Annotated in this window: 10 protein-coding genes and 1 riboswitch; of the genes, 3 read left to right on the top strand and 7 right to left on the bottom strand. The window is 68.3% G+C overall.

What is annotated here, in order from left to right:
• Nucleotides 1-110: 110 nt before the first annotated feature.
• The 5 genes from purH to ACP696_RS09265 all read right to left on the bottom strand — a co-directional run bounded on the left by purH (nucleotide 111) and on the right by ACP696_RS09265 (nucleotide 8429).
• Nucleotides 111-1700, bottom strand: coding sequence for a bifunctional phosphoribosylaminoimidazolecarboxamide formyltransferase/IMP cyclohydrolase (gene purH, locus ACP696_RS09285; RefSeq protein ID WP_426043726.1), 1590 nt, complete (start codon nucleotides 1698-1700; stop codon nucleotides 111-113).
• 28 nt (nucleotides 1701-1728) lie between these two features.
• A riboswitch (ZMP/ZTP riboswitch) is annotated at nucleotides 1729-1809 on the bottom strand.
• A 139-nt stretch (nucleotides 1810-1948) separates the two neighbouring features.
• A complete protein-coding gene (locus ACP696_RS09280) occupies nucleotides 1949-4366 on the bottom strand; it encodes a TonB-dependent receptor plug domain-containing protein (protein ID WP_426043725.1) in 2418 nt (805 codons plus the stop codon).
• Between the two features lie 266 nt (nucleotides 4367-4632).
• Nucleotides 4633-6405: a heparinase II/III family protein gene (locus tag ACP696_RS09275; protein ID WP_426043724.1), complete on the bottom strand. Its 1773-nt coding sequence runs from the start codon at nucleotides 6403-6405 to the stop codon at nucleotides 4633-4635.
• A 9-nt stretch (nucleotides 6406-6414) separates the two neighbouring features.
• A complete protein-coding gene (rpe, locus tag ACP696_RS09270) occupies nucleotides 6415-7074 on the bottom strand; it encodes a ribulose-phosphate 3-epimerase (protein WP_426010153.1) in 660 nt (219 codons plus the stop codon).
• Between the two features lie 74 nt (nucleotides 7075-7148).
• On the bottom strand, nucleotides 7149-8429 hold the full coding sequence (locus ACP696_RS09265; protein ID WP_426032403.1) for an RsmB/NOP family class I SAM-dependent RNA methyltransferase: 1281 nt from the start codon (nucleotides 8427-8429) through the stop codon (nucleotides 7149-7151).
• A 68-nt stretch (nucleotides 8430-8497) separates the two neighbouring features.
• Here ACP696_RS09265 and ACP696_RS09260 point away from each other — a divergent pair, with 68 nt between their 5' ends.
• Nucleotides 8498-8698 (top strand): DUF1674 domain-containing protein, encoded by a 201-nt coding sequence (locus ACP696_RS09260; protein ID WP_426010151.1) that lies wholly within the window; start codon nucleotides 8498-8500, stop codon nucleotides 8696-8698.
• Here ACP696_RS09260 and pyrF read toward each other — a convergent pair.
• Nucleotides 8695-9384 (bottom strand): orotidine-5'-phosphate decarboxylase, encoded by a 690-nt coding sequence (gene pyrF, locus ACP696_RS09255; RefSeq protein WP_426010150.1) that lies wholly within the window; start codon nucleotides 9382-9384, stop codon nucleotides 8695-8697. The two genes, ACP696_RS09260 and pyrF, sit on opposite strands and share 4 nt — an antisense overlap.
• Before the next feature lie 87 nt (nucleotides 9385-9471).
• Between pyrF and ACP696_RS09250 the strand changes: the two genes are divergently transcribed.
• Nucleotides 9472-10167, top strand: a complete 696-nt coding sequence (locus ACP696_RS09250) for a MarC family protein (protein ID WP_426010149.1) — start codon at nucleotides 9472-9474, stop codon at nucleotides 10165-10167.
• 128 nt (nucleotides 10168-10295) lie between these two features.
• Here ACP696_RS09250 and ACP696_RS09245 read toward each other — a convergent pair whose 3' ends face one another.
• Nucleotides 10296-12260, bottom strand: a complete 1965-nt coding sequence (locus ACP696_RS09245) for a transglycosylase domain-containing protein (RefSeq protein WP_426010147.1) — start codon at nucleotides 12258-12260, stop codon at nucleotides 10296-10298.
• 342 nt (nucleotides 12261-12602) lie between these two features.
• Here ACP696_RS09245 and recQ point away from each other — a divergent pair, with 342 nt between their 5' ends.
• The gene (gene recQ / locus ACP696_RS09240; protein ID WP_426032443.1) at nucleotides 12603-14429 is read left to right on the top strand and encodes a DNA helicase RecQ; all 1827 of its coding nucleotides are present in this window, start codon (nucleotides 12603-12605) and stop codon (nucleotides 14427-14429) included.
• Nucleotides 14430-14505 lie beyond the last annotated feature (76 nt).

Raw genomic sequence — 14505 nt, 5'->3', positions numbered from 1 at the left:
CCCGTCCTAGAGCATTTTCCGACCTGACTGCGTCAGGCCGTGAGCTCTAATCTTCTGTTTTGACGCACTTTTCTTCACGCGAACCGGAACCACTTCGCTCGAAAAATGCCCTAGTGCCTGAACACCCGCACGCCGGTGAAGGCCATGGTCAGGCCCAGCTTGTCGGCGGCCTCGATCACTTCGGGGTCGCGCATCGAGCCGCCCGGCTGGATGATCGCCGTGGCCCCGGCCTCGGCGGCCTGGATCAGGCCGTCGGCGAACGGGAAGAAGGCTTCCGAGGCGCAGGCGCAGCCCCTGAGGTCCAAGCCGAAGTCGGCGGCGCGCAGGGCGGCGATCCGGGCCGAGTCCTTGCGGTTCATTTGGCCAGCGCCAACGCCCAGGGTCTGGCCGGCGCGGGCATAGACGATGGCGTTGGACTTGACGTGCTTTCCCACGGTGAACGCGAACAGCATGTCGGCCACCTCCTCGGCGGTCGGCTGACGCTTCGTGACGATCTTCAGGTCGCTGGCGGTGATCCGGGCGTCGTCGCGAGACTGGACCAGGAAGCCCCCGGCCACCGACTTGAAAGTGTCGCCGGTCGACAGGGCGTCGGGCAGGCCGCCGGTGATCAGCAGACGCAGGTTCTTCTTGGCGGCGAACACGGCGACGGCGTCGTCATCCGCCTCGGGGGCGATCACTACCTCGGTGAAGATCTCGACCATCTGCAGGGCGGCTTCGCGGGTCAGGCGGCTGTTGACCGCGACGATGCCGCCGAAGGCCGAGGTGGGGTCGCAGGCCAGAGCGCGTTCGTAGGCCTCGCGCTGAGTGGAGCCTACCGCCACGCCGCAGGGGTTGGCATGCTTGATGATCGCCACGGCCGGGCCTTGGGCCGGGTCAAACTCGGCGATCAACTCGAAGGCGGCGTCCGTGTCGTTGATGTTGTTGTAGCTGAGGTCCTTGCCCTGCAACTGGGTTGCGGTGGCCACGCCGACGCGGGGGCTGGGGAAGGTGTAGAAGGCGGCTTTCTGGTGCGGGTTCTCGCCGTAGCGCATCACCTGGCGCAGCGCGCCGGCGATGGTCTTGCGGCCCGGGAAGTCCTGACCAAGTCGCGCCGCGAACCAGGTGGAGATCGCCGCGTCATAGGCCGCAGTGCGGGCGTAGGCGCGGGCCGCCAGGGTCTGGCGCAGGGCCAGGGTCGTGCCACCGGCCTTCAGGGCCTCCAGCACTTCGGAGAGGTCCGACGGATCGGTGCAGACGGCGACATAGCCGTGGTTCTTGGCCGCCGAGCGGATCATGGCCGGGCCGCCGATGTCGATGTTCTCGACGCATTCGGCGTAGCTGCCGCCCTTGGCGACCGTGGCCTCGAACGGATAGAGATTCACATACAGGATATCGATGCCGCCAATGCCGTGGTCGGCCATGGCCTGGGCGTGTTCGGGAGCGTCACGAACGCCCAATAGTCCGCCGTGCACCACTGGGTGCAGGGTCTTGACCCGGCCGTCCATCATCTCCGGGAAGCCCGTGAGGTCGGAGACGTCCTTGACGGGGATGCCGGCCGCCGCGATCGCCGCCTTGGTGCCGCCGGTCGAGACCAACTCCACCCCGGCCGCGTGCAGGATATGGGCGGCCTCGACCAGGCCGGTCTTGTCGGAAACCGACAGCAAGGCGCGCTTGGGGGCGACGAGATCGGGTGCGGACGGATAGTCAGGGGCGGCGGGCACGGCGGAGCTCCGGGTCTATGGAAAGACGAAAGGGAGCCCAGGCGCGCGGCGGATGAGGTTCGTGCTCCCCGATGGTTGCCCATCACTAGCGCCAGTCACGCGAACGGCGCGAAAATACGGAGGGAGGCGGGGGAGTCAACAACGGCCTGAAGATGCGAAGCATCGCCGTGACAACTCGGGCCGTAAGAGGCTTCAATTTCCGGCGTCAGCCGACGTCCGCCCGAAGGCGAACGCCGGCCGCCGTGTCCTTAGAACGTGTAGGCGAACTTGCCGTAGTAGTAGCCGCCGTTCAGGCCGTACGGCGAGAAGCTCGGATAGATGTCCTGAGCCCCGTTGCCGTTGTCGGCCTCGTCCTCGAGTTCGTCGGCGCTCTTCCTGTCCGGCTTCTTGTCGAACAGGTTGTTGGCGCCGGCCGAGACCTTGAACTGCGGCATGACTTTCCAGGAAACTTCAAGGTCGGTGATGAAAGCGGAATCGACCTTTTCCAGCCAGTACTTGCCGCCATCATAGGTGGCGTATTCGGTGGACTTTCCGTACAGCGTCTCATGCAGGTTCACGCTGATCGGGCCGTGCGAGAAGAGCGCGCCGCCCGAGACCTTGTACTTCGGCGAGGCGGTCTCGAGGTCCGAGATCGCGGCCTTGTCATAGAGCGACGCGCCCGCCAGTTGGGTTGGCGCGGGCGCGATCTTGGTGACCTCGGTCTTGTTGTAGTTGCCCGCCAGGCTCCATTCGACGTGGCCGTAGTCTTCGAAGTCGCTGGAATAGCTTACCACTGCCTCGACGCCGCGAGTCCGGGTGTCCAGGCCGTTGGTGAAGATGTTGATGCCGATGTCGGTGGCGTCGTCGGAGATCGAATTGCCGTTGGCGGCGATGGCGGCGGATACGGCCGCGTAGTTGTGCGCCCCGCCGGCCCCGTACAGCGAGCCGCTGCCGGCGATGCGATCTTTGATCTCGATCTGATAGGCGTCAATCGTAGCGGTCATGCGCGAGATCGGGTGGGCCACGAAACCGACGCTGTAGTTGGTCGATTTCTCGGGCTTGAGGCCAGTGACGCCCACCAGCTTGGCGCCGATGGAGTTCGGCGCCAGCTGCACGAAGGCCGAGGTCGGGCCGACATTGGTGGCCGAGTAGTTCTCTTCGGCCAGGGTCGGGGCGCGGAAGCCCGTGCTGGCCGTGCCGCGCAGGGCGAAGGCGTCGGTGAAATCGTAGCGGCCGGTCAGCTTGCCGACCGTGGTGTCGCCGAAGTCGCTGAAGTGTTCGTAGCGGGCGGCGGCGTCCAACTGGAGGGCCTCGACCGGCTTCAGCGCGAAATCGACATAGACCGCCTCGTTGTCGCGTTCGTGTTCGCCGGCGTCGGTCAGCGAGAAGCCCGGATAGGACTGCGAACCGCCATTATAGCGCGAGGAATACTCCCCGGCCTTGATCTTGTAGGTCTCGTGCCGCTGCTCGGCGCCAAAGGCGACGTTCAGCGGACCGGCCATGCCGATGTCGAACCCTCGGCTCAGATCCAGGGTGGTGGTCCACTGGGTGGAGAGGAAGGCGCCGGCGTGGAAGGCCGACTGGGTCGAGCCATGGCCCGGCACCGTGGCGGCCGCCAGATAGAGGTCCTTGTTGACAGAGTTGGTGACGTTGATGGCGGCGAAGTCGCGGCCGTAGGTGGTGGACAGGTCCCAGTTCCAATCGCCGAACAGCTTGCCCTCCGCGCCAACCGTCAAGGCGTAGTCTTCCTCCTTGATGGTCTCCATCGGGTTGAAGCCCAGCGGATAGAGTTGTGGCAGGCGGCTAGGCTTGCGGAAGTTCTCATAGGCGCCGGCGTATTTGTGGCCGTAGGTGCCGAACGAATAGAGGTTCACGTCGCCGATCTCGACGCCGCTGTTGAAGGCGAAGGTCGTCAGCTGATAGCGGGCGTCGCCCGAGATCTTGTTGGTGTGCGGATATCCCGCCAAGCTGGCGGCCCAGCCGTTGGCGGCGGTGGCGCCGCGGATCACCCGCTGGTCGTCGCCGCCCCAGTCGCTGAGACCGTGATACCGGGTCTCGGCCGTTATGTTCAGATAGGCGTCGGAGAACGGCGCCAGGCCGATATTGGCCGAGACATTGCCCGTCTCCCCGTCGCCCGCGCTGTACTTGCCACCCGTGACGTCGAGCGAGCCGCCCGAAGCGCTCTTCTTGAGTATGATGTTGACCACCCCGGCGATGGCGTCGGTGCCGTACTGGGCGGCGGCCCCGTCCTGCAGCACTTCGATGTGGTCGATGGCCGACAGCGGGATGAAGTTCAGGTCGGCCGCGGCGCCGCCCTGGTAGGGTCCGCCGAGAACCGCGAGGTTGGCCGTACCGTGCCGACGCTTGCCGTTGATCAGCACCAGGGTGTGATTGGAGCTCAGGCCGCGCAGACGGGCCGACAGCGTCAGGGCCGCAGTGTCGCCGCCAAAGGCCTGGGCGTTGAACGATGGGATCGCCTGGGCCAGGGCCGACATCAGGTCGGGCTTGCCGGCGCCCTTCAGGGCGAGGGAGTCCAGCACCTGGATCGGCGCGGCGCTGTCGACGGCCTTCAGGCCGGAAACCCGGGTGCCGGTGACGATGACGGCCTCGACGGTGTCATTGTCGGGCGTGGGCGGGCTTTCGGCCGCCATGGCGACCTGCGCGACGCTGAAGGATAGCGCGGCCATAGACAAGCTGGCGAGCAAAGCTCGTTTGGTGCGAAACATTGTTGAGTGCCCCTCAAGTTTTCTTGATGACTTGCAGGGTTGGGCCACGCCGCCGACTCTTCGAACCATCATGCGGCTTCGAAGCGCCATAAAAATGAATTGCTGATCTTCTCGGCTAAGTGCCGCCTAACGCTGCCGCTTAATAGAACACTCGAAGTTTTCGTGGATGACGGTGAGTGCGGTCTCGTGCGTCTATTGCAAAGTCGCGTCGTGCGGGTTGGGCGCGATCAGTGGTCCGCCGCTCGAGCCAACTTCCAACGGATCTTGGCGCCCTTTTCGGGCCGGACCTGGCTCTTGAGGACGATCGTCCCGGCCCGTCGGGCGTGGCCATGATCGAAATGGGCGGACGGCGCGATGGCCACGTCCACCGCGTCGTTGCGCAGCCACCAGCCCACATTGGACTGACCCTTGATCAGCACGCTCTTGCCGTCACGGGCCAGGGAGGCGCGGGCGTCGGGATGGAGGTGGAAGCTGATCATGAACGGCAGATAGCGGCGCGGGCCGTCCTCGCCGCCTGAGACGATCGGCAGCAGGCTGTCCTCGCCGCGCAGTTCGTCGGCCTTGAGGTCAAGGAACAGGCGGCGGGCATGGGTCAGGCCCAGGCGTTTCCAACCATCGTGGACGATGTCCAGCCAGACGCCGGTGTCGGCCACGTCGTGGCGCTTGACCTCGACGTCGGCCGCGCCGTCGATCAGCCAGGGGCCCAGCCCGCCAGCCCGCCAGCCCGCCAGGGGGCGTCCGGCCGAGCCGTCGCCCACCGACAGGGTCGAGGCCGCGTCCGAGAGGCGAAAGGCGTTGGCGCCGGCGGCCTCCGGGCTCCAGCCGCAGCTGGTGATCAGCCGGTCCTTGCCGCAGACGATCTCTATGGCGGCCGGCTGGGCGCAGGCCGCGACGCTGAGCACGCCCTTGGCCGGCGGCCCGGCGTCGGCCATCACCTGGATGCTGCCGCCCTGCATCTTCTGATAGCCGACATGCGGCGCGCTCTGCGGCGGGCGTGGCCCTTGGTCGTCATGGGCCAGGGCTGCAGCGACCCGGCGCGGACCGACGGCCTCGCCGCCCTGAAAGGCGGCCAGATGGCCATCCGCCAGGACGAAGAACCGCACCGAGGAGCTCAGGCGGTCGATGGCCCGCCCCAGACTTTCGGGTGCGGGCCGTCCGCGCTGGCTCAAGGCGTCGTCTAGGGTGAGCAGGTCGAACAGCAGCTCCAACCCCGCCTCGGGCGAACGGCTGGCATGACCGCCATCTGGCAGGACGATGAGCTCCATCAGCGCGATGACCCGCTTGAGGCCCGTCGCGATCAGCCGGTCGCTGGCCTTGCCCGACAGGGCGCAGCCGGCGATGGTGACCACGACCGCCCGCTCCAGGGCGCGATGGGGTGCGTCGCAAGCCTTGAGCAGCTGGCGCGCGCCCCGGGCGATGTCGAGCGCTATGGCCGAGATCTCGGCGTCCGACGCTTCCGGCGCCAGGGCCCGGGCCGCGCAGGCCAGGTGGAAGGTGCGCCGCTCCAGCCGCTCGCCGCTCCACGAGAAGGCGTTCCAGACGCCGAACACCCTTCGCCAGTCCTGCAGCAGGCGCAGGGCCAGACGCGACGAGCCGGGTCCGGCCGACATCAAGTGCGGCAGCCAGTTGAAGCCGTGCAGAGCGATGGCGAACTGCCGGGTGGGGCTGGGCTGATCGAAGGGGTCACCCGTCTCGCCCAGGCGCAGGGCGCCGCCGTCCAGCGCCATGACGCCGTCCAGCAATTGCCGACCCCGCTCCAGGTCCACTGGACGCGGGTCATGCGGATGGGCGGCCAGACCCACCGGGCGGGGGCGACTGATCAGGGCGCGGTGCGGTGGTGAGCCGAACCACTCACGCTCGACATTGGCCCGCGTCGCCGCGCCCAGGGCTTTCAGGAACACGCCCTTGGTGCGACCCGCGCGGGATCTGCCACGCCCGGAAGGTCCGCCAAGCAAGGCGGAGGACTTACGGACCGACGGTGTCGCGGGAGCCCCCTCCATGTTGCTGGATCAGCCGCCCTTCAAGGCGCGGATATTGTCGGCATAGAAGGCGGGTCCGCCCTTGAACACCGCCGAGCCGGCGACCAGGGCCGTGGCCCCCGCCGCCACGCACTGCGGCGCGGTGGCCGGGGTAACCCCGCCATCGACCTCGATGATGACATCCAGCCCGCGGGCCTCGACCATCCTGCGCAGGGCCTCGACCTTGCGCAACTGACCGGGAATGAAGCTCTGGCCGCCAAAGCCGGGATTGACGCTCATCACCAGCAGCAGGTCGACGTCTTCCAGGATCCATTCGACATGGTCGATCGCCGTCGAGGGGTTGAACACCACCCCGGCCTTGGCACCCAGTTCGCGGATGCGCTTGAGCGAGCGGTGCAGGTGCGGGCCGGCTTCGGGATGGATGCTGATCAGGTCGGCGCCGGCGGCGCGGAAGGCTTCCAGATAGGGGTCGGCCGGGCTGATCATCAGGTGCACGTCGAACGGGATCGTGGCGTGCGGGCGGATGGCTTTGACGATGTCGGGACCCAGCGTGATGTTGGGCACGAAGTGGCCGTCCATCACATCCACATGCACCCAGTCCGCGCCGGCCGCCTCGATGGCGGCGACCTCTTCGCCCAGCTTGGCGAAGTCCGAGGCGAGAATGGACGGGGCGATCAGTGGCGCGGTCATGACCTTGGCTTAGCGGGCTTGGCCTCGCGCGACAAGCGAGCCCGTTGTCGCGCGCGGGTTTGGCGCGGCATCGACTATTTCTTGACGAACCGCGCCGCGAAGAACCCGTCCAGGCCACCTTCGCGGTGGTGTGGCAGGATGCGCAGGGTTCCGCTCGGCGTCAGGCTGGCGGCGGGCGCGCCGCCTTCCTCAGGGACGATCGGGTCCAGCGCCATGTCCGGCCGGCGGGCCAGGAAGGCCTCGACCTGGGCCTCGCCCTCCTCGGGCTCCAGCGAGCAGACGCAATAGACCAGGCGACCGCCAGGCTTAAGACGCCCGGCGGCGCTGTCGAGCAGCTTGCTCTGCACGCCGGCCAGGCTGGCCACGTCGCCCGGACGCGCGGCCCACAGCACGTCGGGGTGGCGGCGGAAGGTGCCGGTCGCCGAGCAGGGGGCGTCCAGCAGCACGGCGTCGAAGGTTCGCGCGTCGTCCCAGGCCCCGGCGTCGGCGGCGATCACCTCGGCGGTCAGATGGGTGCGCGCCAGGTTCTCGGTCACCCGGCCCAGGCGGGCAGGCGAGCGGTCGATGGCTACGACTTGGGCGCCGGCGGCGACCATCTGCATCGTCTTGCCGCCGGGCGCGGCGCAGAGGTCGAGCGCGGTCTCGCCGGGCGTGAGGTTCAGCAGGCGGGCGGGCACGGCGGCGGCGGCGTCCTGGATCCACCAGACGCCGTCCTCGAAGGCCGGCCAGGCCGAGACGTCGCCGCGCCGCTCGGTGCGCAGCGTGCCGCCGGGCAGAATCTCGCCTTCGAGCTCGACCGCCAGGGCGGTCGCGTCGAAGTCGGGTTTCAGCGACAGGTCGGTGGCGGGTTCGAAGCCGATCTGGGCGGCGACCGCGTCGGCGGTGTCGCGGCCATAGGCGCTGACCCAGCGGGCGTAGAGCCAGGGCGGGGCCAGGTGTTCGGAGGCGTCCGACAGGCCGCCGTCGCGCAGCAGGCCGCGCAACACGGCGTTGACCAGGCCCTTGAACGGTCGGCTGGTCTTGCTGGCCCCGGCCAGTTCGACGCTGGTGGCGACGGCGGCGAAGGCAGGCACCTCCAGGAAAAAGGCCTGGGTAGCGCCCAGCCGCAGCAGGTTGCGCACGCGCGGCGGCGGCTCCTTGGCCAGCTTGCCGGCCAGGGCGCGGTCGATGGGGCCAAGGTGGCGCAGCGCCGCCATGGCCAGGGCGCGCGCGAAGGCCCGCTCCCGCGGTTCGAGAAAGCGGAAAGCGTTGGCCGAAGCGGCCTCGTCGAGGCCCCCGCGTCGCGACAAGGCCGCTTCGATGAGGGCGAGAGCGCCTTCCCGTGCGGGGAGGCCGTCATTGAGTTCCTGAGTCACCGCCTCGCCGTGCCCCGAGGCGACGGCGAGCGCAAGCTTTTTGGCGTGAAGGGTGTTAAGAAGCGCCGATGTCCGAGACCGATCTGCCGCCTGGCGCGGCCCCCGACAAGCCCCTGACCCCGGCCGCCCGCCGCGCCCTCGAAGAGGCCGCCGCCCGCCGCGCCGGCGCTCAGGTCGCCGCCCTGCCCACCGAGGAAGGCGGTCGAGACGGCCCCGAGCCGACGCGGTTCGGCGACTGGGAGCGCAAGGGCGTCGCGGTGGATTTCTAAACCCCCTCCATTTCCGCCACCACCTTCAGCGCCGCTTCGCGCGGGTCGTTGGCCGCCGTGATCGGGCGGCCGCAGACCAGGTGACTGGCGCCGGCCTTCAGGGCGTCGGCGGGGGTGGCGGCGCGGGCCTGGTCGTTCTTGGCGGCCCAGAAAGGGCGCACGCCGGGCGTCACCACCAGGAAGTCGGGTCCGGCGATCTCGCGGGCCAGGGCGGCCTCCTGGGGCGAGGAGACGATGCCGTCGACGCCGCAGTCCACCGCCTGGCGAATGCGCCGGGCCACGAGGTCGCGGGTTCCGAAGGCGTATCCCATCTCAATGAGGTCGGCGTCGGTCAGGCTGGTCAGCACGGTGACGGCCAGGATCTTCAGGCTCGAGCCGCCCTTGGCCTTCACGGCAGCGGCCATCACCTGCGGTTCGGCATGGACCGTCAGCAGGTCGCAGCCCGCGCCGGCCAGCACCCGGGCCGAGCGCTCCACCGTCGCGCCGATGTCGTGCAGCTTCCAGTCCAGGAAAACCTGCTTGCCCTGGCGCTTCAGGTCGCCGGCGAAGGCCATGCCGTCGGTGGCCAGCAGCTCCAGCCCGATCTTGTAGAACGACACGGCGTCATCCAGCGCCTCAACCATCTGGCGGGCCTCAGCGACGCTGGGAAGATCGAGCGGGACGATCAGGCGCGGATCGGCGGTCATGGGCGAGGTCCCCGGGTGTGGCGCGCGGCGACGCTTCACCCTAAGAAGGGCGAGCACCAAACGCGGATTGAAGGCTAAGCAGGTCGAATGAGCCAGGCAGAACTCGCCGTCAACTTCTTCGTCGCGCTGTTCGCCCTGATCGACCCGATCGGCAACGTGCCGCTGTTCGCCGCCGCCACCCTGGGCGCGGCCGGAGCCGGCCGGCGAATGGTGGCGCTCTATATCGGCCTGTTCGTCGCCGCTTTCCTGATATTCTTCTATTTCACCGGGGTGTCCTTGCTGGAGTTCTTCGGCATCTCGATGCCGGCCTTCCGCATCGCCGGCGGCATCATCCTGTTCATCCTCGGGCTCGACATGGTGCGCGACGACTTCACCACCATGTTCGCCGACGCGGCCGAGGGCATTGAGGGCCAGTCGGCGCGGGTCTATGCCAAGCAGCGGTTCGAGCGGTTGATCGTGCCCTTCGCCATGCCGCTGCTGATCGGGCCGGGCGCGATCTCGACGGTGATCATCTATGCCAGCGAGGCCAAGAGCTTTGGCCTGGCGGGCATGGCGATCGGCTGCGCGGTGATCGCGGCGGTGTCGGTGGTGCTGGTCGCCGTCTTCTGGGCCTCGCCGATCATCAGCCGGGTGCTGGGCCGGATCGGCATGAGCATCGTGGTGCGGGTGCTGGGCCTGATCCTCTGCGCCCTGGCGGTGCAGTTCGTGCTGATTGGTGTCGGCGACGCGACCAAGGGCCTGATCCGGGCCGACGCGAAGGCGCCGTACCTGGAGCACAGGTAGCTCAACGTTCCTCCATCCCCCTCGTGCAACCCTGTGATCGGGCGCGACGAAGCCAAGGCTGCTGGCGCATCAAAATGAGGCTTGCGACGTCATAGCCTTCGTGTGGCGGCGACGAATGCGCGCTAGCCTCAATAAGGCAGCTGCTCCGGCGGGGGCGTGCCGGGAGCCGGGGTCTCGGCCGCCGGACCCTGCGGCGTCCCCGGACCCGTCAGTATGTCTCCGATCGGGTCGTCGGTGACTGGGGCCGGGGGCTCGACGACGCCGCCGGGGATCGGGGTGGCCTTCAGGCGCGGCAGGGCGGCGCTCATGAAGGTCTTCCAGATCTCGGCCGGCGCGCCGCCGCCGGTGACCTTCTTCATCGGGGTATTGTCGTCCTTGCCGGTCCATACCGCAGTGACGAAGCCGCCGGTATAGCCGACGAACCAGGCGTCCTTGTAGTCGCTGGTGGTGCCGGTCTTGCCGGCGATGTCGTAGCTGGCGACCTTGGCCCGCGCCCCGGTGCCCGAGGCCACGACCTGGCGCATCATCTGGTTCATATATTGCAGTGACGGCGAGCCGATGACCGCCGGGCGCTGGCCCTTGTCGACACTGTGGTCGTACAGAACCTTGCCGCTGGTGGTGCGGATGCGCTCGATGCCGTAGCCCTTGGCCAGGAAGCCGCCGTTCGAGAACGGGGCGTAGGCCTGGGCCATCTCCATCGGGCTGACCTCAACCGCGCCCAAGGCCATGGACGGGTCGAGCTGGATCTTGCTGGTGATCCCCAGGCGGCGGGCGGTGGCGGCGACGTTGCTGGTGCCGACCTCATTGGCCAGGCGCGCGGCGACGGTGTTGATCGATTGGGCCAGGGCCGTCTGCAGGGTCATCTGGCCCAGATACTTGTTGGTGTAGTTCTTGGGCTCCCACGTGCCGATCTTCACCGGCTCGTCATTGACCACGACGCTGGGATTGCGGCCCTGGTCCATGGCGGTGAGATAGACGAACGGCTTGAAGGCCGAGCCGGCCTGGCGGCGGGCGCTGGTCGCGCGATCGAACTGGCTCTCGCTGTAGTCGACGCCGCCGACATAGGCCCGGATGCGTCCCTCGCCGTCGATGGCCACAAGGGCCGCCTGCTGCACACCCTGAGCCTTATGACCCTCGACGCCCAGTTGCACCGAACGCTCGGCCGCCACCTGGATCGGCAGGTCCAGGGTGGTCTCGACGACCAGGTCCTCGGTCGGTTCGCCGACCAGCGAGCGGACCTGGGCGTCGACATAGTCGGTGAAATATTGGGCGCGCTGATTGGCCAGGGTCGCCGAGACCCGCACGGGTTCGGCGAAGGCCTGGTCGCGCTGTTCGGCGGTGATCGCCCGCATCCGCACCATCTCGTCGAGCACTATGGTGGCGCGGCGAGCCGCGCGGTCGCTGGCCGAGACCGGCGAATAGCGGGCGGGCGCCTTCATCAGTCCGGCCAGCAAGGCGGCCTCGCCCACGGTCAGTTGTGAGGCGGGCTTGTTGAAATAGCGCTGCGAGGCGGCCTCGATGCCATAGGCCCCGGCCCCGAAATAGACCCGGTTCATGTAGAGTGCCAGGATCTGCTTCTTGCTGAACTTCAGCTCCAGCCAGACGGCCAGGATCAACTCCTGGGCCTTGCGGCGATAGTTCTGGGCGGGGCTGAGGAACAGGTTCTTGGCCAGCTGCTGGGTGATGGTCGAGCCGCCGCGCTGCGGGCCGCCACGATGGCTGATGTTCCAGATGATCGAGCGGCCGATGCCCCAGGGATTGAAGCCGATGTGGTGGTAGAACTGGCGGTCCTCGATCGCCACGAAAGCGGCCGGCACATAGGGCGGTAGGGCGTCCAGATCGACGGGCGGCGCATATTGGCTGCCGCGAACGGCCAGCAGGGCGCCGGAGCGATCCAGATAGTTGATCGAAGGCTGGCGTTTGACGTCGTAAAGCTTGGAGGTGTCGGGCAGGTCGCTGGCGAATACCGCGAAAAAGGCGACCACGAAGATCAGGCCCCAGACGCCGAGCACGATCGTCCAATACAGCAGCGCCTGCAGAGGCGTGCGCTGCGGCTTCGCCGGCCTGTTCCCGCCGAAGGTACCGTTGGCCATGTCGTCCTGTTCCCGAAAGGCGCGGGTGTCCCGAGGTCGCGCCGAAATCCGTTTAACCGAAGCTCACAGAACGCGCGACAAGATTGACGAGGCATGAACGCCGCCTTCCCCATCTTGCGGCGCAAGCGTGTTCATGGTTCGTTTCAGCTTCCGATCGCGCTGAAACCAGGATAATGAGGCGCTTTGCAGGGCCGTTGAAGCCGATGTCGGCTTTTGAGCCAATTTCCGGGGCTAGATCGTGGCGCCGCGCTTGGCCTTGTGGCCGGGCGCTGTCAGAACACGCTCGTGTACGATCAGCCTGACTCAAGTTTCGACCGCTATTCCCCTGGGCCGCCGCCCTCGATCGAGGCGGCTCGCGAGGTCTTGCGCCGCACCTTCGGCCATGCCGAGTTCCGCGGCCTGCAAGCCGGGGTGATCACCGAACTGCTGGAGGGCCGCAGCGCCTTGGCCGTGCTGCCAACCGGCGGCGGCAAGAGCCTGTGCTACCAGATCCCCGCCCTGATCCGTCCGGGCCTGGGCCTGGTGGTCTCGCCGCTGATCGCCCTGATGGCCGACCAGGTAGCCGGGCTGCAACAGGCCGGGGTCGCCGCCGAGCGGCTGGACAGCAACACCTTGCCGGCCGAGCGAACCGAAATCTGGCGGCGGATTGACGCCGGCGTGCTGGACTTGCTGTATCTGTCGCCCGAAGGCCTGATGCAGCCGTCGATGCTGGAGCGGCTGTCGCGCCTGGCCCTGTCGCTGGTCGCCGTCGACGAGGCCCACTGCGTCAGCCAGTGGGGTCACGACTTCCGGCCCGAATACCGCATGCTGGGTCGCCTGGCCGAGGTCTTCCCCCATGCCCCGCGCCTGGCGGTCACCGCCACCGCCGACGCCCGGACCCGCGACGATATCCGCAGCGAACTACGCCTGCAGGGCGCGGCCGAGTTCGTCGACAGCTTCGCCCGCCACGAACTGGCCCTCAATGCTGAACGCAAGAAGGGCAAGGGCCACGAGCGGGTCATCGAACTGGTCACCGAGCGGCCCAACCGGGCCGGCGTGGTCTATGCCGGCAGCCGCGACTCCACCGAGAAGCTGGCCGAGAAGCTGATCGCCGAGGGCATTCCAGCCCTGGCCTACCATGCCGGCCTCGACAGGACCGTCCGGGCTCGCCGGCTGGAGGAGTTCCTGGAGGCCGACGAGGCGGTGATGGTCGCGACCATCGCCTTTGGCATGGGCGTCGACAAGCCGGACGTCCGCTTCGTGATCCACGCCGATCCGCCGGCCGCCATAGAGGCCTATTGGCAGGAGATCGGCCGGGCCGGCCGCGACCGCCAGCCGGCCGAGGGCATTACCCTCTATAGCTCCGCAGACCTGGCCTGGGCCGTGCGCCGCATCGACGGCCAGAGCGCGCCCGACGAGGTCAAGGCGGTGCAACTGCGCAAGCTGCGGCAGTTCTACGCCATGCTTGAGGGCGTCACCTGCCGCGCCGCCGCCGTTCGCCGCTATTTCGGCGAGGAGGGGGTCGAGCGTTGCGGCGTCTGCGACATCTGCGTTTCGCCCCCCACTGGCGTGGATGCGACCCAGGCCGCCCAGAAGGCCTTGTCGGCGGCCCACCGCATGGGCGGCCGGTTCGGGCGCGGCCGGTTGATCGACCACCTGCTGGGCAAGACCAAGGACGTCACCCAGGCCGAGGCCCAGATGTCGACCTTCGGCATCGGCAAGGAATTCAGCCCGCAAGGCTGGCGCGAGCTGCTCGACACCTTGGTGTTCGAGGGCCTGCTGCGCGAGGATCCCAATGACGGCCGGCCGTTGATCGGTCTGGGCGACGGCGAGGGGGTGCGCCAGGTCTATCGTGGCGAACGGCTGGTCTCCCTGCGCCAGCAGCCTGCCACCGCCGAGGCGCCTGGCCGCGCCGGCGGCGCGGCGGCGGGCAAGACGGCCCGCAAACGCCAGGCCCTGACCGTGCCGCTCGAGGACCAGGCTGTGTTCGAGGCCCTGCGATCCTGGCGTCGCGAGGCGGCCCAATTGCAGCACGTGCCGCCCTATGTGATCTTCCACGACGCCACCCTGGCCGAGATCGCCGCCGCCCGCCCCGGCACGCTAGGCGCCCTGGCCAAGGCCGGCGGCGTTGGCCAGGGCAAGCTGGACCGTTATGGCGATAGCGTGCTCAAGGTGGTGCGCGACAACTAGGCTGGCGGGTTGCCTGGCCGAAACGATTTGCCTTCCGGCGCGTTACGTCTTTCAGCTCTCCTCCCCGTGGGATTTC

The organism is Caulobacter sp. DWR3-1-2, from assembly GCF_049896225.1.
GTDB lineage: Bacteria > Pseudomonadota > Alphaproteobacteria > Caulobacterales > Caulobacteraceae > Caulobacter.
Note: the sequence above shows the minus strand (reverse complement) of the source record. Positions and strands in the feature narration are given on the sequence as shown.

Excerpts from the sequence above, each read along its gene's own strand:
- ACP696_RS09280 (WP_426043725.1), bottom strand. The coding sequence starts at position 4,366 with ATGGCCGCGCTATCCTTCAGCGTCGCGCAGGTCGCCATGGCGGCCGAA.
- ACP696_RS09275 (WP_426043724.1), bottom strand. The coding sequence starts at position 6,405 with ATGGAGGGGGCTCCCGCGACACCGTCGGTCCGTAAGTCCTCCGCCTTG.
- rpe (WP_426010153.1), bottom strand. The coding sequence starts at position 7,074 with ATGACCGCGCCACTGATCGCCCCGTCCATTCTCGCCTCGGACTTCGCC.
- ACP696_RS09260 (WP_426010151.1), top strand. The coding sequence starts at position 8,498 with ATGTCCGAGACCGATCTGCCGCCTGGCGCGGCCCCCGACAAGCCCCTG.
- pyrF (WP_426010150.1), bottom strand. The coding sequence starts at position 9,384 with ATGACCGCCGATCCGCGCCTGATCGTCCCGCTCGATCTTCCCAGCGTC.
- ACP696_RS09250 (WP_426010149.1), top strand. The coding sequence starts at position 9,472 with ATGAGCCAGGCAGAACTCGCCGTCAACTTCTTCGTCGCGCTGTTCGCC.
- ACP696_RS09245 (WP_426010147.1), bottom strand. The coding sequence starts at position 12,260 with ATGGCCAACGGTACCTTCGGCGGGAACAGGCCGGCGAAGCCGCAGCGC.